Source organism: Microvirga ossetica, from assembly GCF_002741015.1.
Classification (GTDB): domain Bacteria; phylum Pseudomonadota; class Alphaproteobacteria; order Rhizobiales; family Beijerinckiaceae; genus Microvirga; species Microvirga ossetica.
In genome coordinates this window covers 758,868-782,970 of the sequence record NZ_CP016616.1, presented here as the reverse complement: position 1 = coordinate 782,970, position 24,103 = coordinate 758,868, and the positions used below count along the sequence as shown (strand labels likewise).

General features: G+C 66.3%; 22 protein-coding genes. 8 read left to right on the top strand and 14 right to left on the bottom strand.

Translation table 11 applies throughout. From position 1 onward, the window contains the following. Window positions 1–12 precede the first annotated feature (12 nt). The 8 genes from mbhE to BB934_RS03540 all read right to left on the bottom strand — a co-directional run bounded on the left by mbhE (window position 13) and on the right by BB934_RS03540 (window position 6,859). Complete coding sequence (mbhE, locus tag BB934_RS03575) at window positions 13–705, bottom strand: hydrogen gas-evolving membrane-bound hydrogenase subunit E (RefSeq protein WP_099508404.1); 693 nt, start codon at window positions 703–705, stop codon at window positions 13–15. Then, window positions 702–1,046, bottom strand: coding sequence for a monovalent cation/H(+) antiporter subunit G (gene mnhG / locus BB934_RS03570; protein WP_099508403.1), 345 nt, complete (start codon window positions 1,044–1,046; stop codon window positions 702–704). Before mnhG ends, mbhE begins: the two co-directional genes overlap by 4 nt. Next, window positions 1,043–1,291 carry a hydrogenase subunit MbhD domain-containing protein gene (locus BB934_RS03565; protein WP_099508402.1) on the bottom strand — a complete coding sequence of 83 codons (249 nt, stop codon included), beginning with the start codon at window positions 1,289–1,291 and terminating at the stop codon, window positions 1,043–1,045. Before BB934_RS03565 ends, mnhG begins: the two co-directional genes overlap by 4 nt. A gap of 3 nt (window positions 1,292–1,294) precedes the next feature. Further along, the gene (locus tag BB934_RS03560; protein ID WP_099508401.1) at window positions 1,295–1,555 is read right to left on the bottom strand and encodes an MrpF/PhaF family protein; all 261 of its coding nucleotides are present in this window, start codon (window positions 1,553–1,555) and stop codon (window positions 1,295–1,297) included. Then, on the bottom strand, window positions 1,548–2,084 hold the full coding sequence (locus BB934_RS03555) for a Na+/H+ antiporter subunit E (protein ID WP_099508400.1): 537 nt from the start codon (window positions 2,082–2,084) through the stop codon (window positions 1,548–1,550). Before BB934_RS03555 ends, BB934_RS03560 begins: the two co-directional genes overlap by 8 nt. 21 nt (window positions 2,085–2,105) lie before the next feature. Then, window positions 2,106–3,935, bottom strand: a complete 1,830-nt coding sequence (locus tag BB934_RS03550; RefSeq protein ID WP_099508399.1) for an SLC13 family permease — start codon at window positions 3,933–3,935, stop codon at window positions 2,106–2,108. Between the two features lie 119 nt (window positions 3,936–4,054). Beyond that, a complete protein-coding gene (locus BB934_RS03545) occupies window positions 4,055–5,266 on the bottom strand; it encodes a M20/M25/M40 family metallo-hydrolase (RefSeq protein ID WP_099508398.1) in 1,212 nt (403 codons plus the stop codon). A 21-nt stretch (window positions 5,267–5,287) separates the two neighbouring features. Beyond that, complete coding sequence (locus BB934_RS03540) at window positions 5,288–6,859, bottom strand: AbgT family transporter (RefSeq protein ID WP_099512611.1); 1,572 nt, start codon at window positions 6,857–6,859, stop codon at window positions 5,288–5,290. Window positions 6,860–7,194: 335 nt separating this feature from the next. Here BB934_RS03540 and BB934_RS03535 point away from each other — a divergent pair, with 335 nt between their 5' ends. Genes BB934_RS03535 through BB934_RS03525 form a run of 3 tightly spaced genes read left to right on the top strand, consistent with a single transcriptional unit; the run spans window position 7,195 to window position 12,532 of the window. Next, window positions 7,195–8,292, top strand: a complete 1,098-nt coding sequence (locus BB934_RS03535; protein ID WP_099508397.1) for an efflux RND transporter periplasmic adaptor subunit — start codon at window positions 7,195–7,197, stop codon at window positions 8,290–8,292. Next, the gene (locus BB934_RS03530; protein WP_099508396.1) at window positions 8,289–11,375 is read left to right on the top strand and encodes an efflux RND transporter permease subunit; all 3,087 of its coding nucleotides are present in this window, start codon (window positions 8,289–8,291) and stop codon (window positions 11,373–11,375) included. The genes BB934_RS03535 and BB934_RS03530 overlap by 4 nt, the downstream gene beginning before the upstream one ends. After that, entirely contained in the window at window positions 11,372–12,532 is a 1,161-nt protein-coding gene (locus BB934_RS03525; protein ID WP_237050170.1) for an efflux RND transporter periplasmic adaptor subunit, read from the top strand. The genes BB934_RS03530 and BB934_RS03525 overlap by 4 nt, the downstream gene beginning before the upstream one ends. A gap of 117 nt (window positions 12,533–12,649) precedes the next feature. Here the strand turns inward: BB934_RS03525 and BB934_RS46835 are convergent, their stop codons facing one another. The 5 genes from BB934_RS46835 to BB934_RS03500 form a co-directional block, all read right to left on the bottom strand. Then, a complete protein-coding gene (locus BB934_RS46835; RefSeq protein ID WP_157934011.1) occupies window positions 12,650–13,207 on the bottom strand; it encodes a helix-turn-helix domain-containing protein in 558 nt (185 codons plus the stop codon). Window positions 13,208–14,001: 794 nt separating this feature from the next. Then, entirely contained in the window at window positions 14,002–14,724 is a 723-nt protein-coding gene (locus BB934_RS03515) for an MgtC/SapB family protein (protein WP_237050169.1), read from the bottom strand. Window positions 14,725–14,785: 61 nt separating this feature from the next. Further along, window positions 14,786–15,013: a hypothetical protein gene (locus BB934_RS03510; RefSeq protein WP_099508393.1), complete on the bottom strand. Its 228-nt coding sequence runs from the start codon at window positions 15,011–15,013 to the stop codon at window positions 14,786–14,788. A gap of 54 nt (window positions 15,014–15,067) precedes the next feature. Next, window positions 15,068–15,700 (bottom strand): response regulator, encoded by a 633-nt coding sequence (locus BB934_RS03505; protein ID WP_099508392.1) that lies wholly within the window; start codon window positions 15,698–15,700, stop codon window positions 15,068–15,070. Between the two features lie 110 nt (window positions 15,701–15,810). Then, window positions 15,811–16,086 carry a glycine zipper domain-containing protein gene (locus tag BB934_RS03500; RefSeq protein ID WP_099508391.1) on the bottom strand — a complete coding sequence of 92 codons (276 nt, stop codon included), beginning with the start codon at window positions 16,084–16,086 and terminating at the stop codon, window positions 15,811–15,813. Window positions 16,087–16,418: 332 nt separating this feature from the next. Here BB934_RS03500 and BB934_RS03495 point away from each other — a divergent pair, with 332 nt between their 5' ends. Continuing rightward, complete coding sequence (locus BB934_RS03495) at window positions 16,419–16,988, top strand: DUF1269 domain-containing protein (protein ID WP_099508390.1); 570 nt, start codon at window positions 16,419–16,421, stop codon at window positions 16,986–16,988. A gap of 316 nt (window positions 16,989–17,304) precedes the next feature. Then, window positions 17,305–18,306 carry a glutaminase A gene (gene glsA / locus BB934_RS03485; RefSeq protein ID WP_099508388.1) on the top strand — a complete coding sequence of 334 codons (1,002 nt, stop codon included), beginning with the start codon at window positions 17,305–17,307 and terminating at the stop codon, window positions 18,304–18,306. A 186-nt stretch (window positions 18,307–18,492) separates the two neighbouring features. On the opposite strand, the gene BB934_RS03480 is transcribed toward glsA, so the two are convergent. After that, window positions 18,493–19,743, bottom strand: coding sequence for a patatin-like phospholipase family protein (locus tag BB934_RS03480; RefSeq protein WP_237050168.1), 1,251 nt, complete (start codon window positions 19,741–19,743; stop codon window positions 18,493–18,495). A gap of 213 nt (window positions 19,744–19,956) precedes the next feature. On the opposite strand from BB934_RS03480, the gene BB934_RS03475 reads away from it, so the two are divergent. From BB934_RS03475 to BB934_RS03465, 3 genes are all read left to right on the top strand, one after another. Then, a complete protein-coding gene (locus BB934_RS03475) occupies window positions 19,957–20,547 on the top strand; it encodes a hypothetical protein (protein ID WP_157934010.1) in 591 nt (196 codons plus the stop codon). Between the two features lie 77 nt (window positions 20,548–20,624). Continuing rightward, a complete protein-coding gene (locus BB934_RS03470) occupies window positions 20,625–21,587 on the top strand; it encodes an ABC transporter transmembrane domain-containing protein (RefSeq protein WP_157934009.1) in 963 nt (320 codons plus the stop codon). A 108-nt stretch (window positions 21,588–21,695) separates the two neighbouring features. Continuing rightward, window positions 21,696–23,375 (top strand): hypothetical protein, encoded by a 1,680-nt coding sequence (locus BB934_RS03465; RefSeq protein ID WP_099508385.1) that lies wholly within the window; start codon window positions 21,696–21,698, stop codon window positions 23,373–23,375. Window positions 23,376–24,103 lie beyond the last annotated feature (728 nt).

Below are 24,103 nucleotides of genomic sequence, written 5' to 3'. Positions count from 1 at the left end.
GGACTCGATCGCTCAACTTCGGAAGCGGTTGATGATGACACTGAGCTCTGCCCCGACCTTGATGCCGAGCAATGCCGAGACCAGCGGAATGGCGCCCGCGCTGATGAAGGCACCAACCTCGCCCGGCGGCAGGAACCGAGGGTCGAGGAAGCCCCCGGCCAGGACCAGTCCGATCATGCCGATCGCGACATACGCCATGCCGGCAAGGGATTCGATCACGCTCAACGCCGCGGCGTTGAGCCGTGCTCCCGGGTCGGCCAGGAGCAGCAGCATGACCCCGGAGGCGACGATGGCTCCGCCCTGGAACCCGCCACCGGCGGACAGGTGGCCGTTGACGATGACGTAGGCGCCGAAGGTGAGGATCACGGGCAGCAGGACCCGAGAGCCGGTCGTCACGATCTCGCTGGCGGGCCCGCGCCGACGTTCCTCCGGATCCCTCCGGCCGGCTTCGTCCTTCCTGAGCAGCAGGCCGACGCTGGCCGCGACCATGAAGAGCACGGCAACCTCACCCAGCGTATCGAAGCCGCGATAGGCGATGAGAATCCCGGTGACGATGTTCGCGACACCGAGTTCGACGGGGGCCTGCGACACGTAATGCTCCGCAAGGGGACGCAGGGTCGACCGTTCCGCATAGCTGCTGGCCAGACGGACGAAGATCAGTCCGAACAATGCGACGGTAAACAGCACGCCCGCACGATAGATCATGCCGCTCCCCCCGATCCGCCCGCCGTCTCATCGTCGGCAAGCGCGTCCGTCACGGTTGCCGAGGCCATCGGCGTGCGGATCCGATGTGCGGCGCGCGACAGGGCATGGGAGGAGACGGGATTCGTCAGCAGGACGAAGAAGATGACGAGGACCAGCTTGAGGGTCCATTCCGGATGATAGAAGGCAAGGCCGATCACGATCAATATGTTGCCCAGCGTCGTCGCCTTTGTTCCTGCCTGGATGCGGGTGTAGGCGTCCGGCATACGCACGAGGCCGAGGCCGGCCGAGAACAGGAATACGGCGCCGGACAGGATCAACAGGCTTCCGGTCAGCTCGATCATGGTTCATGTCCCCCCTGACCGGCATGGCGGAGGGCATAGATGAAGATGAAGGTGGTGAGGCCCGATCCGATCGCCGCCTCCGCCATCGCCACGTCCGGAGCCGCGAGCAGCAGGAACGACACCGACGCGAGCAGGCTGGCCAGGCCCGAGCTCACCATCGCGGCAATGAGGTTGTTCAGGCACACCGCAAGAAGCCCGCTGACAAGAATGCCGGCGCAGACCACCAGGATGAGAAGCTGGAGCATGCGCTAGAGTCCCTTCTCGAGAAAGCGCGCGAGCGCCAGCACCGCCAGGAAGCTCAGCAATCCATAGACGAGGGCGACATCGATATACACGAACCGTCCCGAAACATGGGCATACAGGACGATGAGCGAGATCGCGATGATCGTCAGCATATCGATCGCGACGATGCGGTCGATCAGAGTCGGGCCGAGCATCAGCCGAGTGATCCCAAGCAGGATGGCGCCGAGGATAAGGACAGCCGCGAGCTGAACGATGGTTTCAGCCAAAGACGTGCTCCAAATGCCTTTCGAAGGGGGTGACGATTGCATCGGTCGTCGCGTCGGCGTCGATGCCGTCGATATCGAGCAGGTGGATGAAGAGCGTGTCGCCCCTCAACTCCATCACGAGCGAGCCCGGCGTCAGCGCAATCGTATTGGCAAGGGCCAGGCGGCCGATCGGCGATTTGAGACGTGTGCGGACCTTGACGATGCCCGGCTTGATATCGATCCGCCGCGCATAGACGTAGCGCATCATGGTGATGTTGGCTTTGACGAGCTCGACGAGAAACGTCGCGCCGTAGAGCGAGAAGTGAAGGAGCCCGTCGGGAGTCCAGCGGATCCGGTTCCAGGGGCCGCCGGAGGAGGCGAAGATCCAGGCGATGGGCAGCGTGATCGCCGCGCCGAGCAGCACGACGACGACCGCCAGGGTGGAATTGGCAACCATCCACACGACGAAGAGCACGGCCCAGAGGCTGACCACTCCGTGTGACCGGAAGGGGGGCTTGGTATTGTCACGGTCCGAATCTGTGTCGCTCATTGGTGATCACCGGTTGGCCGATCAGAACCGCCAGATCAGCGGCACGAGGAAAACCGACACGACGAAGAACCAGAGGAGCAGCGGCAGGCCGAGCTTCCAGTAATCGCCGAACGCGTATCCTGCCGGCCCCATGACCATCAGGTTGGTCGGCGTCGCGATGGGGGTCAGGAAGGCACCGGCGGCGGCCACCGCGGTGCTCATGAGAACGGGGCGCGGCGAGATCCCCATGCTCGCCGCGGCCGCCATGCCGATGGGGATGACGATCAGCGCGGTCGCGGTGTTGCTGATCAACTGGCCCATGACGGCGGTGAGAAGGAAAAGGCCAGCGAGCAGGGCAACGGGCCCGGCGTCGCCGACGAGCCCGACCAGGCCTTCGGCCATGAGCTGCGCCGCTCCCGTTTGCACCATTGCCGTCGATAGCGGCATCAGCGCACCGACGAGGATCACCGTCGTCCAGTCGATGGCGCGGTAGGATTGCTCGACGGTCAGGATCCGGGACAGGACCATGGCGCCGGCGGCGAGAAGGCCGGCGACGGCGGGCGGCACGAGACCGGTCGCGAGCAGGAACACCATACCGATCAGCACGGCAATCGCCCGATAGGCGCCCGGTCCCATGGGCACGGCCTGGCGCCGCACGAGCTCGGGCGAGTTGACCACCAGCACGTCCGGATCGCTGAGGTGAACATCGAGGGCCTTCCAGGTTCCCTGGAGCAGCATGGTGTCGCCGGCGCGCAACGCGATGCCGCGACCGGAAACCTGGTTGGCGGCGCCGGCCTCGGCTCCGGCCCGTTGCACCGCGAGAACGACGAGGTCGCCGCTCTCGGTGACCATGCCCGGGAACACGGTCTGGCCGACGAGGCCCGAGCGTGGTGGGATCACCACCTCGGCCAGGCCTGACTGACGATTGAACAGGGTCTCTTCACCCTGGCCCGATGCGACATCCTCGCGGAACGAGAGATGCATCCGCGCGGCGAGGGAAGCGGCGGCTTCGGCATGCCCGCGCACGAGCATCTGATCGCCGTCCTCCACGGGACGGCGCAGCGGTGCGGCGCTCTCGCCCTCCTGGACGGCGACGAGCTGTACGCCCGGAAAGGACGAGAGATCGATGCCGGACGGAGAAAGACCGACATAGGGCGAGGTCGCGCGCACCTGCATCTGGAAGATGCCGTCGGCGAGACCGTATTGCTCCACCAGCGTCCTGGCATGGCGGCTGAGGTCGGCCGGCATCTTGGCGCCGTTGCGCTGGGGCAGGAGGCGCTCGCCGAAGAGGACGATGATCGCCATCGTGCCGGCGAGCAGCGGAATGCCGACGAGGGCGAACTCGAAGAAGCCGAACCCACCCACGCCGGCCTCGAGCCCTGCCTCGGAGACGAGGACGTTCACCGGCGTGCCGGTCAGCGCGAGCATCGATCCCGCATGGGCGGAGAAGACGAGCGGCATCAGAAGCTGCGACGACTTCCGTTTCAGGCGCACCGCCATGACGACCACGACCGGCAGCAGGGCAGCGACGGCGCCGTTGACGCTGATCAAGGCGGTCAGTACGGCCACGAGGCTCATGGTGAGAAGGAGGAGGCGCGTCCGGCTCTCCTTGCCGGCGCCGCGGATCAGAAGCTGCCCGGCCCATGCGGTGACCCCCGTCGTCTCGAGCCCGGCGCTGACGATGAAGAGGCAGGCGATGAAGATGACGGCCGGATCGCCGAAGCCGCCCAGCGCCTGACCCAGCGTGAGGACCTGCGTCGCCCACAAGGCGAGCGCGGTGCCCATGGCGACGACGACGACCGGCAGCCTGTTCCAGATGAACAGGACGACGGCAGCGGCGATAATGGCAGCGATGGAAGCGATGGGACTCAACCGCTCATCTCCCCGTGGGGCCGTTCGGACATGTCGTCGGCGAACAGCGAGAGGGGACGGCGTCGCAGCATGAGCCGACGACGGGGACCTGGATCAAACGGCGTGATGTCGCTGCCCACCTAGTCCTCGATCGTGGCCAGCAGCAACGCGAGGCGGCATCCGGTGGCGAATTCCGGCAAGTTGACGTATTCCTTGATCGTATGGATCTCCGCCTGCCCGGCGCCGATGGTGACGGTGGGGACACCGTGCTTGTCGAGCCAATTGGCATCGAGGCCGCCGTTCGAGAACAGGTAGTTTGGCTTGAGGCCAAGCGCGGTCATGGCCCTGGTCGCGCGCTGCACCACTGGCGCCGTCTCGTCCAGATTGAACGGCGGGTAGGACGGGGTATGGGTGAAGGCGACTTTCGCCGTTTCGCCTTCATCGTCCTTCACTTCCTCTTCGCCCTTCCGGAATGCCGCTTCGAAACCCTTCGCGATCGCCTCGGCGAAGGCGGAGGTCGGGCTTCGCGCCTCGCCCTTGATGAAGACGTAGTCGGTCACGACATTGGTCGCGTCCCCCGCGGCCTTGCCGTCCTTGCCGCCGAAGATCCCGACATTGCTGGTGCCGCGGCCGCCGGCCTTCGCCACCTTGCCGAACCACCCTTCGCGTTTAGCCTCGGCAAGGGCGACGGCGCCCACCAGCGTCGCGGAAATGCCCTTCTCGGGCGCGACGCCCGCATGCGAGGCCTTGCCGGTGATCTCGACCTGCCAGTTCTCCTGGCCGACCGCTCCGACGATCAGATCGTTCGGATCCTGGCCGTCGACGTTGATGCACATCGCGGCGCCGCCGAGATCGGCGGGATCGAGCTCGCGTGCGCCGTGCAGGCCGCTCTCCTCGCGGACCGTGAAGAGCAGCGTGATCGGCGGATGCGGCAGGTTGTGCTTCAGGAGCGTCTCCGCAAGGACGACGAGGATGGCGCAGCCGGTGCGGTTGTCGCCGCCGAGAGCCGTCGTGCCGTCCCCGACGATGCGGTCGCCCTCGCGCCGCGGCTTGGCGCCGGCGCAGAGCGGCACGGTGTCGAGATGGGTCGAGAACAGCAGCCGCGCTCCCGGCCGCGTTCCGGGCAGATCGACGATCAGGTTGCCGGTTTCCGTCGGCACGGGAATGCGCCTGTGCGCTTCGTCGAAGTGGATCGCGGAGGCCGGCACGCCGGCCGTCTTGAGCGTGTCGGAAACGGCCGCCGCGATGGCGGCCTCCTGTCCGGTCACGCCCTCGACCGAGAGGAACCGCATCAGGTGATCTTCCGCGGCGGCGACATCGAGGGGGATCGCAGAGCTGCTCATCGTTTCCATCCGTTGAATTCTGGCATCAGCTCATAGTCCCCATGGGAGCCCGAGCATCTTCCAGATGGCGAAGAGGGCGGTCCAGAGAATGAACATCCATATGACGTAGGGAAGCATCAGCGACACGACGGTGCCGACGCCCGCGGTCCGGTCGTATCTCTGCGTGAACCCGACCATGAGCGCAAAATAGGCGTTCAGGGGGGTGATCGCATTCATCGGCGAGTCACCGACGCGATAGGCTGCGAGCACCGCTTCCGGCTCGACCCCGAGCTTCATGAGCAGCGGCACGAAGACCGGGGCGAAGATCGCCCATTTGGCGATGGCGCCGGTCAGCAGCAGATCGATGATCGCGACGACGACGATGAAGCCGAGCAGCAGCGGCAGCGCGCCGATATTGGCGGCCTGGAGAGCACCCGACAGGCTGAGCGCCATCACCGTGCCCATGTTGGTGTAGGTGAAATAGGCGACGAACTGGCTCAGGACGAAGAACAGGAAGATCGTGCCGCCGAGATTCCTGATCGACTTCTCGATCGCCGCGATCACCTCGGGCAGCGTCTTCAGCGTGCCGGCGCCGATGCCGTAGGTCCAGCCCGTGACGAGGAACATCAGCATGATCAGCGCAATCAGCCCGTTCATGAACGGCGAGTTGCCGATGAGCTCCCCGGTGTCGGAATTGCGCAACGGTGCGCCCGAAGGAAGGGTCAGGAGGCAGAAGACCGCGATCAGCCCGAGCAGCCCGATGCCGGCGAACCGCAGGCCGCGGGACTCCTGTTCCGACAGTTCGGCGCCCTGCTCGGTCGTGGTTCCTTCCGCTGCCAGACTCGGATCGTATGTTCCCAGGCGGGGCGCGATCATCCGGTCGGTGATGAAGGCGACGACGACGGTGAGGAACAGCACAGAGGCGAACGAGAACCAGATATTCGAGGTAAGGCCTATGGAGCGGTTGGGATCGACGAGATGAGCCGCGTCGTTGGTGAACTCGACGAGCACGGCGTCGAGCGGCTTGATCAGCATGTTCACGGTAAAGGCCCCGGCCACGGCAGCGAAACCGAGCGCGAGGCCGGCAATGGGATGCCGTCCGACGGCGAGATAGGCGATGCCGGCGAGCGGAATCAGGACCAGATAGCCAGCATCGGCCGCGATGCTGGAGAGGATTCCGACGAAGGACAGAATGTAGGTGAGAGCCCAGGCCGGTGAGACGATGACGAGCTTGCGGATCAGTGCGGTGACCAGACCGGACTCCTCTGCCACTCCGGCGCCGATCATCGCGGCAATCATCAGCCCGACCGCGGTGAAGCTCATGAAGTTCGGGATCAGCGATGAATATAGGAATCGGATGCCGTCCGTGTTCAGCAGACTGCGGATCTCCGTGGTGGCGGTCTCGACCTGGTGCGTGTCCGGGTTGATTCGTTCGAAGGAGACGGCGGTGCCGAACAGGCTGAGCAGGGCCGAGAGGACGATGACGATACCGATGAGGATCAGGAAAATGACCACGGGGTGAGGAACCATGTTCCCCACCCGTTCGACGCCGTCGAGGAACCGCTGCATGACGGTCTTGGGCTGGGTGTCCAGGGACTTGGGCGCCGTGTGAATGATTGCCATCGCCATCGCCTCAAGTGGAATGACCGTCGCGCCGGGAACCGGCTTACCACAGCCGCATCGACGCAACGGTGCCCAGCGGTGACCCAAGTGAGCTTAGCGTGCCCGTTCGGTAATGCATCGGCGCAGTGTCCCAGGCTTAGACGGGCCGTCCCAATTTGTGGGATGAACCTCACAACGCGAGGGCCGTGATCCAAAAATGGGATGCATCGCGCAGGGTTGGGATGATGAGCTAATCTGCGCGAGCGGGACATTCTGATACCCTGTACCTAGGTGGGCGAGCGTGACAGGTCCTGACGATGGATTGCGAGGCGGACTCATCACGCAGGATGTAGGATATGATGCTCGATTCCGGCTCTCGTCCTCCGTTGCAAGTCGCCGTTCCGGTCGCCCTCGCGCTCTGGTGCGCCGCGTGCCAGGCCGAGGTCGAGGCGCCGGCACCGGTCCGACCCGCCCGTGTCATCGTGGTCGAGCCTGCCGTCAAGTCAGCGGATGTGGGTTTCGCGGGCCACATCGAGGCCCAGGACCAGGCATCCCTGGCGTTCCGGTTGGGCGGCCGGTTGGTCGAAAGGCCTGCCCGCGTCGGAGTGTCGGTGGGCGAGGGAGAGGTGGTCGCACGTCTCGACCCGGAGAACGAGCTCAACGAGCTGCGCTCCGCGCGGGCGGCGCTGACGGCGGCCCAGGGCGCCCTGGGGCAGGCGGACAACCAGTATCAAAGGCAGCGTCATCTTCTCGAACGCGGCATCACCACGCGAGCCGATTTCGAGGCCGCCGAGCAAGCGCGCACGGCGGCGCAGGCACAGGTGAACGGGGCCGAGGCCCGTGTCCGGACCGCCGAGGATGTCGTCGGGTTCACCACCCTGAAGGCGGATGCGCCCGGCGTCGTAACGGCAGTCGGCGCGGAGCCTGGTGAGGTGGTCGCAGCCGGCCGGATGATCGTGCAACTCGCCCGGCGGGACGGTCGCGATGCCGTTTTCGAGGTCCCGGCCGACCTGGCTCGGGCGGCAACGCCGGACGTCGAGGTCGTCGTCGGTTTGGCCAGCGACCCGAACGTCAAGGCCCACGGCCGGGTTCGGGAGATCGCTCCCCAGGCGGATCCCGTCACCCGAACGTTTGCCATCCGTGTCGGCCTCACCGATCCGCCGCAATCGTTCAGGCTTGGCACGGCCGTCTCGGGCACCCTCCGGAGGAGCGCGGATACGGCGCTGGCGATCCCCTCCACGGCACTGGTGCGGCGGGGGCAGGACATTGGCGTATGGGCGGTCGATCCGGGCACAAGCAAGGTCAATTGGCGCAGGCTCGATGTCATTAGCGCCGGTCCCTCGACGGCCCTCGTCGCGAAGGGCCTGGCAGCAGGGGACATCATCGTGACCGCCGGTGCCAGTCTTCTGCGCGAGGGCCAATCCGTAAGTCTGCCGGGAGCGCAACCGCAATGAACTTCAACCTGTCGGGATGGGCACTGAGGAACCGCTCCGTCGTGACCTATCTGATGATCGTGGCCGTTGCCGCCGGTCTCTTGGCATTCTTTCGCCTTGGCCGCAACGAGGATCCGTCCTTCGTCATCAAGACGATGGTCGTCGCTGCGGCCTGGCCCGGTGCGACCATGGAAGATACCCTGACGCAAGTCACGGAACGGCTCGAGCGTCAACTCGAGGAAACACCCGGCCTCGACTTCCTCCGAAGCTCGACCACACCGGGCATGACCACGATCTTCGTCAACCTGAAGCAGTCGATCCCGGGATCGGACGTGCAGGATACCTGGTATCAGGTCCGCAACCTGGTGACGGACATCCGCCACACGTTGCCGGCCGGCACGCTCGGGCCGTTCTTCAACGACCGGTTCGGCGACACGTTCGGCATCATCTATGGCTTCACCTCCGATGGGTTCACCCGTCGGGAGTTGCGGGATCACGTCGAGGACATCCGTTCCAGGCTCCTGCTCGTTCCCGACGTATCCAAGATCGAGATCATCGGCGCCCAGGACGAGCGGATCTTCGTCGAATTCTCGGTGAGGGAACTGGCCAATCTGGGCATCGACCGGACGGTTCTGCTGACGGCCTTGCAGAGCCAGAACATTGTGCGTCCGGCGGGTGCGCTCCAGACCCGGAATGAGACCATGGCCCTGCGCGTATCCGGGGCTTTCGAGACGGAAGCCGATCTTCTCGACGTGAACTTCCCGGTGGGGGACCGGATGGTTCGGTTGGCCGATATCGCAACGGTACAGCGCGGCCCGGCCGACCCGCCGCAGCCGATGTTTCGCGTCAACGGGCAGGAGGCGATCGGCCTCGGCATCGCCATGCGGGACGGCGGCGATATCCTGGCGCTCGGCGACAATGTCAGGAAGGCGATGGCGGGGATCACGGCCAACCTGCCGCTCGGCATCGAACCGCATCTGGTTGCCGACCAAGCCGTGACCGTCGATCACGCGATCGCCGACTTCATGACGTCGCTTTGGCAATCGGTCGCCATCATCCTCGTCGCGAGCTTCGTCAGTCTCGGGGTCCGGCCCGGACTGGTCGTCGCCCTGTCCATTCCGCTGACTCTCGCTGCCGTGCTCGCCATCATGGATGTCGTCGACATCGACATGCAGCGCATATCCCTGGGGGCGCTCATCATCGCGCTGGCCCTGCTTGTCGACGATGCCATGACGACCACGGACGCCATGGTGACCCGCCTCGCGGCGGGCGACGAAAAGGAGAAGGCCGCGACCTACGCCTTCGAGCGGTATGCCATGGCGATGCTGGCCGGAACGCTGGTGACGATCGCCGGGTTCGTCCCGATCGGCTTCGCCGCAAGCTCGGCGGGCGAGTATACGTTTTCGCTCTTTGCCGTCGTCAGCATCGCCCTGGTCATCTCCTGGCTTGTGGCGGTGGTGTTCGCGCCGGTGCTCGGCGTCGCAATGTTGTCCAAGCCGAAGACCTCTTCAGCCGATGCACCGCCCGGCCGCGCGGTCGTGCTCTTTCGGCGGCTCCTCTCCGGCGCCATCAGGGCCCGGTGGCTCACGATTGCCGTCAGCATCGGCCTGTTCGTCGCCTCGCTGTTGGCCCTTCCGCTGGTGCCGCGTCAGTTCTTCCCGGCGTCCGACCGCCCGGAGCTTCTGGTCGACCTGACAATGCCTCAAAATGCTTCGATCTTCGCGAGCGAGGAACTCGTCGGTCGATTCGACGCCGCCTTGAAGGACGATCCCGACGTCGAGCGGTGGAGCACTTACGTCGGGCGCGGCGCGATCCGCTTCTATCTTCCCCTGAATGTCCAGCTTCCGAACGATTTCTTCAGCCAGGCCGTGATCGTCGCAAGGGATGTGCCCGCCCGGGAAAGGCTTCAGGTGAAGCTGGAAGCGATGCTGGCCAGCGAGTTCCCGAATCTGGTCGGGCGGGTCTACCCCCTGGAACTCGGACCGCCCGTGGGCTGGCCGCTGCAATACCGCGTCACCGGCCCTGAAATCGGCGAGGTCCGCACCATCGCCATGAAACTGGCCCAGGTCGTCGCCTCGAACCCTCAGGCCAAGCAGGTCAACTTCGATTGGATCGAGCCAGCGCGCAAGCTTCAATTGCGGGTGGACCAGGATGAGGCGAGGCGCCTTGGCCTCAGCTCGGCGGCGCTCGCGACCATTCTCAACACGGTCGTGTCCGGAACGGTCGTTACCCAGGTGCGCGACAGCATCTATCTGGTCAATGTCGTCGCACGCGCAAGGGACGACGAGCGAGCCTCGATCGAGACTTTGAGGACCATGCAGGTCGCCCTGCCGGGCGGCCGATCCGTGCCGCTGTCGCAGTTCGTCACGTTCGACTATGGGCTCGATACACCCCTGGTCTGGCGCCGGGACCGGGTGCCGACGCTGACCGTTGCCGCCGATGTCGCGCCCGGTATCCTTCCTGAAACGGCCGTCTCCGCCCTAGCCCCGAAGATCGATGAGCTGAGGCGGACCTTGCCGTCCTCATACCGGATCGATGTCGGCGGGACCGTCGAGGAGAGCGCGAAGTCGCAGGCATCGGTGATCGCGGTGGTTCCGCTGATGCTCCTGATCATGTTGACGGTCCTCATGGCGCAGTTGCGCAGCTTCAAGCTGCTTGGCCTGGTCCTCTGCATCGCCCCCTTGGGCCTCGTCGGCGTCGTCGGGGCCCTGCTGATATCGGGTCGGCCGCTTGGCTTCGTCGCGCTGCTCGGCGTTCTCGCCCTGATCGGCATCATCACGAAGAATGCCGTCATCCTCATCGGGCAGATCGAGGCGGAGAGAGCCGGCGGCAAGGGCGTCGTGGACGCCGCGCTCGACGCCAGCACGACGCGGTTCCGCCCGATCATGCTGACGGCGATCTCCACCGTTCTCGGCATGATCCCGATCGCACCGACGGTCTTCTGGGGCCCGATGGCCTATGCGATCATGGGCGGGCTCCTGGTCGCCACGGTCCTCACCCTGATCCTGCTGCCCACGCTCTATGTCACCGTGTTCGACAGGCGTTCGTCCGCGGCGGCCCACATGGACGCCGTTCCGGCGGCTGCGGGAGCGTCTGGATCATGACCGCTATGACCGCCCCGACCTCACGATTGACTGCATGGCTCCGATCAGGCCCGGCGATGACCGCCGTCATCCTTTCCGGACTGGCCGCATGCGGTCAGGCTGAAACGCCTCCGCCGGGTGTGGGGCGCCCTGTCGATGTCGTCTCGGTGGAGGCGAGCAAGCTGGCGAACGATATCCAGCTCTCGGGCGAGATCCAGGCGGAGAACAACGTCGCGCTTGCGTTCCGCATCGGTGGCCGCGTCGTGGAGCGCCCCGTGAATGTCAGCGACCGGATCGCGGCCGGGCAGCTCATTGCCCGGCTGGACCCGCAAACCGAACAAAACGCCCTTACTGCCGCGAAGGCGGCCCTGTCGGCCGCGCGAGGCGAGGTAGGTACGGCCCGCAATGCCTTCGACCGCCAGGAACAGCTCATGGCGCAGGGTTTCACGACCCGGCCGCGCTTCGACCAGGCCTTGCAGGCCAGGAATGCCGCCGAATCCGGCCTCGAGGACGCCGAGGCACGTGTCGAACTGGCGCGCGATCGCCTCGGCTTCACGGAGCTTCGATCCAGCACTGCCGGCGTGGTGACGGCCCGAAGCGCCGAGCCCGGCGAAGTCGTGCAGCCGGGCCAGGCCATCGTGCGACTGGCCCGCGACGACGGACGCGATGCCGTCTTCAACGTCCCCGCGCGTTTCCTCGAGCAGCAGGACGAGGATCCGGTCATCCGCGTTGCCCTTGCCGATGACCGTTCCGTCGGCGCCGTCGGGCGCGTCCGCGAGATCGCCGCGCAGGCGGACCCTGTGACCCGCACGTTCCAGGTCCGGGTCAGCCTGCAAGATCCTCCGGAGGCCATGCGGCTGGGATCAACTGTCATCGGCACGATCGAACTGCTCTCTCCGGCGGTCATCGCGGTTCCGGCCAGCGCTCTCACACAGGCCGGGCAATCGCCGGCCATGTGGATCATCGATCCCGCGACGTCGACCGTTTCCCTGCGGAATGTCGACATCCTGCGCTTCGATGCCGACCGGGTGATCGTCTCGCAGGGGCTCGATCCGGACGATGTCGTCGTCACCGGCGGTGTCCAGGCCCTTCACCCGGGCCAGCGGGTGGCTCCCCTCAGGGCGCGGCCGGCGACTGCCCGTGAACAGAGAGCCGGCGCAATGTCCCGCTCCAATTGAGGCGGCAGCGTGGTCCGTTCTGAAGACAGGGGCAGCGTCCGACCTTGCTCCGGACCGATGGTGTGTATGTGATGACGATCGTCAAGCCTGCACATGTCGCGCGGACCCGTCGCACGATCAAGGCATGCTCCCGGCGTGATGTCGATGGTCACGGGTCTCGAGAGGATGATGGGCGGAAACCATCTCCCTGAATTTCGAGGGACTGCTGCCGTATCTCAGCTTGAACGCCCTGCTGAAGGTCGAGTGTTCGAGGAACCCGACCTCACCGGCCAGCGCCCTGATCGAGGTCCTGTCCCCGATGTCGGCGAGGCGTTGCCTGGCCGCGTCGAGGCGCTCGTCCTGGATGAACCGCGCGACGCCGCCAACCCCCTCGAAAATACGGTAAAGCTTGGATCGCGACATCGCGACAAGCCGTCTGAGCGCCTCCGGATCGAAATCCGGCGAGTTCATGTTCCGTCTGACGACGCAGCGGAGACGCTCGCGAAGTGCCGTGGCTCTCGACGTGTCGGTCCGTGCGGGATTGCCCGGCGCGGGAACGAGGCAGCTCTGAACCAGACAGCAGGTCACCGCACCCAGCATCGGCCAGTGCGCCTTCGGGATCGAGGGCAGCTCACGGGCCAACGAGAGGAGATGGTCCGCAAGAATGGCACCTTGCCACGAATTCAGGGCCACCATGGGCTCCCCGCCTCGCAATGGCACCGGTTTCCCGATCAGCGTGCACGGAACGAAAGCGGTCAGGAGGTGCTCGAAGGTCTCCTCGTCGAGTGAGGCGATAAGGATCCGGAAATTCAGCTCAGGCGGCGATCCCTGCTGCAAGTACGCTGACGCACCAGACCGGGAATCTCTCCCGCAAGGCCTGCCATCAGCCAGGGCAGTGAAGCGGTGATGCGTCCTTCCCGTTCTCCGGACCAGTGAAATCCGTTCCAACCGGATGACGCCCAAGTCCCAGGATCGATAATCGAGTTCCTTCGCGTGCGCCTCGCGATCGAGGGAGCCAGTGCGTCCCTCAAAGAACGTCGACGCCTGGCGGATCCTAATCTCCCGGCTATCGCTGGTCCGGGCCAACCTGGGTCGGGCTATTGCGGAAACGGCATTGCTCCTTGACGTCACTTCAGCCATGGGACGTACTCCTCGAAGGGAAGGTGGCCGACCTTGCTGACCCCTCAGGTTATCCCTCGCAAGCAACGGGTCTATCGGGGTTAACCCTGGGGCGGACCGGGAATTGGCCCGAGGTCGTGCCGAAAGATCCTTCCCGGTGCGGGGAATGGCGGGCCCCAACCGAAATGCGGTAACGTGCTCAATCCTGTCTCGGGGCATCGCGTCCGGCGCGGTCGGGGACCGAAGCCCTGCGGAAGCTCACGCCATCAAGTCCATGCCACCCGCGTACCTGATGTCGGCTCCCGCTCCATCCCGGCGGGTTGCGCAAAGGCGGCAGGATGCAGTCGGACGGGTCACCGTCCGACACGGCCTCACTCCGGGGGAGCCGTGGAAGTCCAGCCCGTCGCGTGGATGTGCGGCAGCAGGCTGAGCTCGCCGACGAGCCGTTCCACGAGGGTGTCCTCCTGGCGGGCCGTGTAGACGGTTGCCTCGACCTCGACCCGCGACGACCCTTCCACGGTGTGGCTCTCGAGGCCTTGCAGCCGCAGCCCGCGGGCGCTCACCGCCTGGAGGAGCTGGGTGCGCACGGTCGCCTCGTCCCTGGCCGCGCATGTGAGGTCGATCACGTAGAACCGCTCGGCTATCCCGGGTTCCGGCCGCAAGCGCTCGATCCAGGAGCCCGCACGTGAGAGCAGGAGGTTGGCTCCGATGATGAAGGCAGCGGTCTCCGCGGCTTCGATGCGCAGGCCATAGCCGGCCAGCACCCCGACGGCGCCGGTCGCCCAGACGGTGGCGGCCGTGCTGAGGCCGCGCACGCTGAGGCCATCGCGCATGATGAGCCCGGCACCGAGGAAGCCGATGCCCGTGACGACCTGGGCGCCCATGCGGGTCGCGTCCCCGACGGAGGGGAGCAGCCCCGGCACGGATGTGAACGCGGCCGCTCCGACTGCCACCAGGGCATGGGTGGCCAGCCCGGCGTGGCGTTGCCGCCACTGCCGCTCGAGACCGATCGACGCGCCGAGGACGAGGCCGAGCGCGAGGTTGAACGTGACCGACAGGATGGCGAGACTGCCGGCCATCAGATTGGGTTCCATGCGTCCTGCTTCCCTGGAGCCGCCGCGATGGCCTGAAGGCGATGGCCAGCGTCAGCAGGCGTCATGCGATGTTGAAGAGACAGAAAGGCAGGTAGAGCAGGGTGGGTACACCGACCACGGCTGCCATATGGGCGTCGCACGGGTTCCAGGGGACGAGCGGGGACGTGACGGTCCCGGCATCGGCGATGGTGTGCGACAGGCCCGTGGCCGAAGCCCGCGCCGCTCGAACCGCGATCGGACGGGAACCGATGGCGGAGCCATCCGTCGGTGTGATGGCCTGCATCGTCATGGCCGGCATCCTTCCGGTTGCGTCGAACCGCCATGCGCTGCCTTCAAGGGAGGCCTACAGCTCGACGAGCTTGTTGCGGATCGCGTAACGGACGACATCGGCGGTGCAGTGCGCGTTGACCTTGCGCATGGCGGCGGCGCGGTGGCTCTCGGCGGTCTTCAGGTTGATGGCGAGAAGCTGCGCCACTTCCTTGTTCGTGCGCCCTTCCGCGATGAGTTGCAACACGCTGCGTTCCCGGGGTGACAGCGCGTCGCCCGGCGGGGCTGCCTTCGCGAGGTACGCCGCCAGCAGGGCCTCCGAGACCCGGCCGGTGAAGAACGGCTGGTGTCGGGCGAGGGTCTCGACCGCCGGGAGGAGGAACCGCCGCGCGTCCGACTTGAGCAGGTAGCCTCGCGCCCCGGCCTCGAGCAGCTCCCGGATCAGCGGCTCGCTCCCGTGCATCGTGAAGATCAGCACCTCCGTCCGGGGCTGGAAGGCCCGGATCTGCCGGGTCACCTCGACGCCGTTCATGATGGGAAGCTGGTAATCGAGGATGGCGACGTCCGGCTGCGTCGCGGCCGCGAGCTCGACCGCCTGCCGGCCGTCCTCAGCCTCGGCGACCACCTCCCAGCCCGGCTGGTCGCCCAGGATGGCTTGGAGCCCGGAGCGGACGACGTCATGGTCATCGGCGATCAGGATGCGGGTCATGGCCGGAGGTGTCCTTCCGAGGACGCTTCACTCATGCCGCCGCGGCCGGCGCGACGCGGCCCGGGCGCGGAAGGAGCAGGGGCTGGCCGGCGGTCGACCTCGCCGGCCTTTCAGCGGCAGCGGAGATTGCCCCATCGGTCGCGGAAGGTCCCATAGGGGCAGCGGCTCCGCGGGGCCGTGGCGCTGCCGACGATGGCACCGCCGGCCGCACCGATCGCCCCTCCGGCCAGGGCCCCGCCGGCCCGGCCTGTCGCCGCTCCACCGATCGCGGCACCCGCGAGGCCGCCAATGGCGGCGCCGCCGACGGCCCGTTCGCCGGGGGTCTCGCAAGCCGCGACGGAGAGCATGAGCGCACCGGCGGCTATGGCTGTCATGATCTTTTGCATCGGATCATCCCTTCTGGGGTACGAATCGCATCCCCGCGGTCTGGCGGGGACAGGGCAGCTTCAGCCATCGCATCGCGTTCGGGTATTGGGGGAAACCCTCGAATCGAACGGGACATGTCCCGTCAGGGCCGGTTACGGCCATCCTCCGCGCCTGACCGATGCCGCCGTCCCGGATGCCGGGCGGGCTTCCGGGACGGCGGTTCATTGGATGCGCCCTCGGGACAATCCCCGCTGAGACTCAGGGTTACACCCAATTGCCTCACGGCTCGCGACCAATACTCTCATGCACGTGTTCGACCTGCATTGATTGTCCCACTCGAGGAGAGCATCCCATGGCTGAACTGCTGGTCGTCGGGTTCGACAACCTGACCGATGCGGACCGGGTCCTGACCGAACTGACCCGGATGCAAAAGGAATACCTGATCGATCTCGAGGACGCCGTGGTCGCCATCCGCAGCCAGGATGGCGCGGTCCGCATCAAGCAGAGCGTCAACCTGGTGAGCCTCGGCGCCGCCTCCGGGGGGTTGTCCGGCGCGCTGTGGGGCGGCCTGATCGGTCTCCTGTTCCTCAATCCGCTCGCCGGGTTTGCCATCGGCGGGGCCGTCGGGGCCGGCTCGGGCGCCCTGTCGGGGAACATGATCGACTACGGCATCAACGACGACTTCATTAAGTCGCTCGGCGATACGCTGAAGCCCGAAACCTCGGCACTGTTCCTGCTGATCCGCAAGTCCCAGCCCGAGAAGGTGCTGGCCGAGCTGAAGGAGTTCAAGGGACACGTGATCCGCTCCTCGCTGTCGCCGGAGCAGGAAGCCAAGCTCCAGGCCGCCCTGTCGCGGGCGCACCCGCCGAGCGCGAGCGAGGGTGTGGAAGCCGCGGGCACGATGGCCGCTCATCCAGCCTGACGCATTGAAGACAGCGGGAGAGATTGCGATGCTGTCACGACGATCCCTTCTGGCCGGATTACTCGGCGCGGTGCTGGCCATCCCGCTCGGCACCGTGGCATCGACGGACGCCGAAGCCCAGCCGCGGCCCGAACGTCGTCCTCAGAGGCCACGGCCCGGCCGACGTCCACCCGCGCCACGCCGACGGGTCGAGCGCCGTCCGCGGCCACGGCCTAGGTTCATCTGGGTGCCGGGCCATTGGGTCCGTCGTAGGGGCCGCTGGTAGGCGGTCGGATGCGGCCGGGACTGTTCTACGATTGCGAGAGGGAGGTGAGGTATGGAACTGCTGAACCCGATCGTGAGCCCCGGAACCTCATACATCTCGACCGGGCGGCTGCCGTCTGCAGAGTCCGTCAAGCGGCTGGTGATGGAAGCACACGAGCGATTCCGGTCCATTGACCAGGGACAGGTCTCGCAGGTCTATCCGGCGCTCGCCCGCGTGCCGAGCGACCTGTTCGGAATCTGCGTCGTGGGAACGGACGGTGGCGTGTTCTCGGTCGGAGACGCGGAGCACGAGTTCACCATCATGAGCGTCTCCAAGCCGTTCATGTTTGCGCTGATCTGCGACCTGATCGGCGCGACGGGAGCCCGCGAAAGGCTCGGCGTGAACGCCACGGGCCATTCGTTCAACTCGCTTGCGGGCATCGAACGAAATCCGGACGGTCGGACCAACCCGATGGTGAATGCGGGTGCGATCGCCACCACGAGCCTCGTGCCCGGCGAGAACATGGAAGCCAAGTGGCAGTTCATCCACGAGGGATTGTCCCGTTTCGCCGGACGCGAGCTGCCGCTCAACGAGGAGGTCTATGCGTCTGCCTCCGAGACGAACTTCCGCAACCGCAGTATCGCCTGGATGCTCGAGAGCCTCGGCTGCATCTACTGCGATCCCGCCGAGGCTGTCGATCTCTACACGAAGCAATGTTCGCTGAACGTGAGCGCCAGGGATCTTGCGATCATGGGAGCGACGCTCGCCGACGGCGGCTTCAATCCGGTCACCCGGGAGCAGTTGGTCGGTCCGGACGTCTGCCACTACGCCCTCGCCGTCATGCTGACGGCCGGGCTGTACGAGACCTCCGGCGACTGGCTCTACGAGATCGGCCTGCCGGGCAAGAGCGGCATCGGCGGCGGCATCGTCACGGTCTCCCCCGGCAAGGGCGGCCTGGGCACGTTCGCGCCACCGCTCGACGAGGCTGGCAACAGCGTCAGGGGGCAACTGGCGGCGCAGTTCCTGTCGCAGCGCCTGGGCCTGGATCTGCTCGTCTCGACGCCGGAGACATGATGTGGCGCCGCCATTTCGCCGAACACCATCAGGCCGCTCACCCACGGCGACACCCATACAGGTGCGACGACCCCCAATCACGTCCAGGCGGAGGAAAAGGCGTCATGGATCCTCATGATCGCCATCGCGTTCGGCCAGGCGATCATCGTCGGCCGTTCTCCCTGGCTCGCACGGTTCGGCCGGCACTCAGCGGCGGTCTGCCCGATTGACCGTCGTGGTGACCTGGACGGCGTGGGCAGGCACTCCCGGCGGGCTCGTGCTCCAGATACTTCCCGACAGTGCCCGCTCATAGCCATGCGCATAGATGCCGCGCATGTAGCCGGTATCGAAGCCCATGGACCCGCCGTCCGGGACGTCCTCCGGGATGAAGGCGAGATGAAACCCGATGCCGTTGCGGCGGGCGAAGGCATGGACGGCCTGGAGCGTCGCCCGCGACTGGACCTGCGTCATCGTCGAGATGGCCCGGCCGGCTATGTCCGTCGTGCGGTTGCGGACCACATCGAAGGACGGCTCGATCTTGCCGTTCATGATCACGTAGAAGTTGGCTTGGCGTCCCGCCAGCAGGCGCGGGCTCCGCAGCAGGATGTCCTGCGGCAGGATGAACACGTTCGCCGTCACGCCGCCGTCGACATGCATCTCGCTGAACACGTAGCCGTTGCTTTCCGCCGGGATCAGGGTCGGGGCAAACACGCCGGGGATGCTGGCCGAAGCGGTCATCACCGAGCGGAACATATCTGCCGCATCAGGCGAGCCGCTGGCCGCGATGGCGCCCATGTTCCAGATCACGGGGCGCTGTGCGTCGAGATTGGTGGTGAGCATGAGCAGACGGCGGCCCCTGCGATGCTCGTCCGCGATTTGCGCGACCACACGGTCCGTCACGAACTTCCGGACGAGGGAGCGCAGGCGATTGCCATCGAACACGCCCGATCCGAAGACGGCGTTGATCAGGCTTGGGGAGTCGATGAGGGTAATGCCGAAGCCACCCGTGTAGATCTCGCGCAAGGTTCCATCGTAGGCTGGCCCGAGGAAGGCAAACGGCGCCATGAGCGCGCCCGTGCTGACGCCGGACACGACCGTGAAGGCGGGCCGGCCGCCGGCCTGGGTCCAGCCGTTCAGCAATCCAGCCCCGAAGGCGCCGTCCCCGCCGCCGCCCGACAGGGCGAGATAGCTGAACTCGCCCGGTTGCTGCTGCGAGAAACGTGCCGCCTCGCGCGCCACGGTTTGGGAATCGGCCCAGAACCGCACATTCCGGAAGCCGGGAACATTAGCCTCCACCTGCTGTTCCGCCGTGAAGGGAACCCGCGGCGGGGTCCCGCAAGCGGCCAAGGCCATGCCGAGGGTTGCCGCGGCGATCGGGTGGCACGCCCGCCGCACCCACGCGAAGAGAACAGGGAGGAAGGTGCCGGGCCGACAGGCAGCAGGTCGGAGGAGGGTCATGCAAGTCCTCGTGTCGCGTCGCGACACTCTAGGACAGGGATCCGGCGGGTTCCAAATGGCGCCGTCGTGAACCGGGACGGCAGACCCGGTTCCTCAGCGCTCGCAGGGTCTGAGCCCAGGGTTCCACCCGATTGCCAATGGCCAGTCCATGGCTAGAATCCCGAATGCGATCAGGCTGCCGGCGCCTAGGTCCGCGGATCGAACGGGCACCGGATGGATGAACCTCGCCACGGGCGGCAACGGATGAGCGAGAGCGGCACGGCACGGCCACGCGCTGTCGGGAGGATCGAGCTGACGCTCCGGGACGGGGCCCAGCTCTTCAACACCTTGGATCCGTTTCCCTTTCATGAGAAGGACCTCTCGGCCGATGCCGAACGGTTCATCGTCGAATGGGCGCAGGAATTGGCGAAGGACCAGCCGATCGAGATCCTGATCGACCTGCCCTCCCGCGGCGGCAAGGGCAACACAGCGCAGGATCTCGCCGCGGCGATTGCCGGCTGGTTCACCGCACGGGCCCGCTCGGAGACCAGGGCGATGCAGGCGTTGTTCCGTGATGCCCGCCTGGCTTTCGCGATCGGCGTCGCGGTGCTAAGCGGCTGCCTCTTCGTCGCCTGGCGCCTGTCCGAGGCGTCCGGGGGGCCGTTCGGCCGCGTGCTCCAGGAGAGCTTCGTCATCGTCGGCTGGGTCGTGATCTGGCGACCCGCCGAGATGGTGCTCTACGACTGGCTGCCCATGGTGCGGCGCCGGACCCTCTACCGCCGCCTGGCGGCCGCGCGGGTCGTCGTGAACCGATCGGTGGAGTGAGCGTCAGCCGGCGGTCCTGGACCCGCTCGGTCTGGGGGCCAGTCGACCGTTCGTTACGGAAGAATGGAGGGCCTGCAATGCTTCGGTCGGATCCCGCTCCTGACGGTAACAGCGCGCAGACTGGTCGATTGTCCCAATTCTACCGGCTGCTCTGGCGTCAATCGAAACAGGCGCAACTCCTGCTGATCGGGCTCTCGCTCGCGATCGCCATGCTTGCTTCCGTGCCGCTCTACTTTCAGCAAACCCTGATCAACGGGCTGGCCTACGGCAGCATCTCGCTGCATCAGGTGCTGGCGCTCGGCGCCCAATACTCGGCGGCAAGCCTGCTCGCCGTGGCGCTCAAGCTCTATCTGCAATACCGCAGCGCGATGCTCGGCGAAACCATCGTGCGCCGCATCCGCGGCCGCCTCCTGGCCAATCATACCCGCAAGCGTGATGCCGGCGACCCGACCCGGACAGCGGACGGCACCGTGGTCAGCATGCTGACCGCCGAGGCCGAGAGCGTCGGCCTTTTCGTCGGCGAGGCGATCACGACGCCGCTCCTTGAGTTCGGGACCCTTCTGAGCGTGCTCACCTTCATCGCAATGAGCGAGCCGCTCCTGGGCGCGTTCATCGTGGCGGTCGCGATGCCGCAAGCCGTGATCGTGATCGCCGTCCAGGGACCGGTGAACACGTTGGTGAAGAAGCGCATGGAGCGTCTGCGCACGGCCGCGGATCGTGCCATCGATGCGGCGGACCCGTGGCCGGAGGCAACGATCCTGGAGGTGTTCGACGATGTCCTGAACCTCCGCCGGCGCATCCACATCCGCAAGCTGTCCTCGAAGGCGGCGCTCAATGCGCTGGCCGCCCTCGGCATCGTCGGCATCCTCATACTGGGAGGATGGCTCGTGCTCCGGGGCCAGACCGATGTCGGGACCGTGGTGGCCGCCCTGACCGGGATGACCCGCATCGATCGTCCCTGGAAGAACCTGATCAAGTTTTACCGCAGCTTGAGCATGGTCAGGGTGCGCTACGGGATGCTGGCGGACGCCCTCGCATGAAACGGCCCGTCTCCGATGCCTGTTGCTTCATGGAAGGGACTGGACGAACTTGTGATCTTCTCCAAGCATCGGCGCTCCCGATTGGGACGCACACGGAGGGTTCGCCTGATGCAGAGCGACAGCTTCCGGCCCTTCCTGCCGGCGGAGGCGGAGATCGTTGCCCGGCTCCTCAGCGGCGATCTCGATCGTCTCGGCGATGGCCTGCGCCCGGAGGTCGAGGATCCCAAACGGGTCATCCGCGCGGCCCTCCTGAGGTTCCTCCTGCTGGGCGGCGAGGAGGGATACAGGCTGCACGAGAAAGGCCTGCGGCTGAGCGGGGCCTACATCAAGGGTGTGCTCGACCTCGAGGCATGCCGGGTGCCGCGCGATATCGGGCTGAAGGACTGCCGGTTCGACGCTACTCCGGTCCTGAGCTCGGCCGTGATCGACCGCCTGTTCCTGGACGGCTCCTTCCTCCCCGGCCTCGCGGCCGAACGCCTTGAGACCCGCGGCGGGCTGTACCTGCGCGGCGCCCACGTCAGCGGGGGCATCCGCCTCGCCGACGCGCGTCTCGGCGGCAACCTTTCCTGTGACGGCGCGACCGTTCACGTAACCGACGGCATCGCCCTTGATGCCGGACGCCTCGAGGTCCGCAATGTCTACCTGAGGGGCGCGGACATCCGCGGCGGCGTGAACCTGTCGGGCGCGCGGCTCGAGGCCGATCTCGATTGCGCCGGGGCCGTCGTCTCCCGTCCGGACAAGGTCGCGGTCGCGGCGGATGCCATCAACGCGGGCGGCAGCGTCATCCTGCGCGCCGCCCGCGTCGATGGCGAGGTGCGGCTGCCGGGATCCCGCATCCGAGGGGACCTGGACTGCTCCGGCGCGGCCTTCGTCAATCCCGGTCACAATGCGCTCCAGTTGAGCCGCACCTTGATTGAAGGCGCGTTCTTCCTGCGCAACGGAGCCGAGGTCAAGGGTCTGCTCGACATGCAGGGGGCCTCGATCGACACCGTCCATGACGATCTCGCGTGCTGGCCCGGCAAGGGCGACGTCCGGTTGAACCGCTGCCGCTACGGCGCCTTCATCGACGGGCCGGTCGATGCCAGGGGCCGCCTCGATTGGCTCTCGTTACAGACGCCGGAGCGCTGGGGCGAGGATTTCTGGCCGCAACCTTTCGAGCAACTTGCGACGGTCTTTCGCGAGATGGGACACGATGAGGATGCGCGCGCCGTGCTCATCGCCAAGGAGCGCCTGCAAAGGCGGGCCCGCCGGAAGCGGGCGCGGTCGCGCTTGTGGCGGGGGATGATCGCCGTCAAGGACGGCATTCTCGAGGTTACGGTCGCCTACGGGCGCCAGCCGCTGCTGGCCTTCGTATGGCTCACGCTCTTCTGGCTTTTCGGCGTCATCATCTTCGGATACGCGGAGCGACAGGATGCCTTCAAGCCGAACAGCCCCGTGGTCCTGCGCTCGCCCGAGTGGACGCTGTGCGGGGTCGGCAAGTCTGAGCAGCGCTTTCTCGCATCGACGCAGCAGTCCGTGAGCGGACGTGCCGAGACGGGGCAGACGCAGTTGGCGTGTTTCCGCGAGCAGTGGGAGGCGTCGAGCTATCCTCGATTCAATGCCTGGATGTACTCCCTGGACACGCTGCTGCCGGTGCTCGAGATAGATCAGAAGGCATATTGGCGGCCGGATCCATCGAAGCGTTGGGGCACGTCTGCCCTGACCTACTTCTACTTTCAGTCCGTCGTGGGATGGGCCCTGAGCCTGCTGGCGGTCGCCGGGTTTTCCGGCCTCGTGAAGTCGCAATGATGGGAGGAGAAGATGCGTGGCATGATCTTGTTTCTGGCCTTGACGATCTCAGTAGCAGCTCAAGCTGACCAGGTTCAGCCGAGTGGGCCACCGGCGGACATCGGTGCACATGCCCGAGGCGTGGCCCTGCCTTCAGGCCTATCGTCGTCCCTGTTCGAATTTGCGCAGGCACGTCGTCCCTGGAGATGCACGTCCGTCAATTCGCGCGGCCAGGTCTTCACGGGTCGGGCATCGACCCGGGAACAGGCACGTCGCACCGCGATGAACCGCTGCACGGCCCGGTCGAACTCCTGTCGCCTGCGGGGATGCAGTTAGCATGCGGTGACGAACGGACCCTGGCGGCCGCGTCCCCGCAGGACGTTGTCCAGCGCGTGCGGGCGGCCGAGGGCTGGGCGAGATTGCGCGCCAGGAAGGGCCTGAACCTCCCGACATATCCATTCCACACATGGCGTTCCGCGAAATTCAACGTGGAGACTGGGAATGTCGCATATTGGCACTCCCCGGACGTGAGCCGTACATGTGCTCTGGATAGGAACAGCGGATATTCCTGTCAGTGAGCGAAGTTCACTGCCTCGGAGCAGACATTCCCCTGTGGCGATACCGACGGTGCGCTGTTCGCGCAGCAGGCGCTCACACCGGCCCAAGCTGACGCGCAAGAGTGCAGTTGATTGTAGCACGAAGTAGAACACTCGGGCCTGCAACCCAAGACCGCGCCAGCAAAGTGCGGC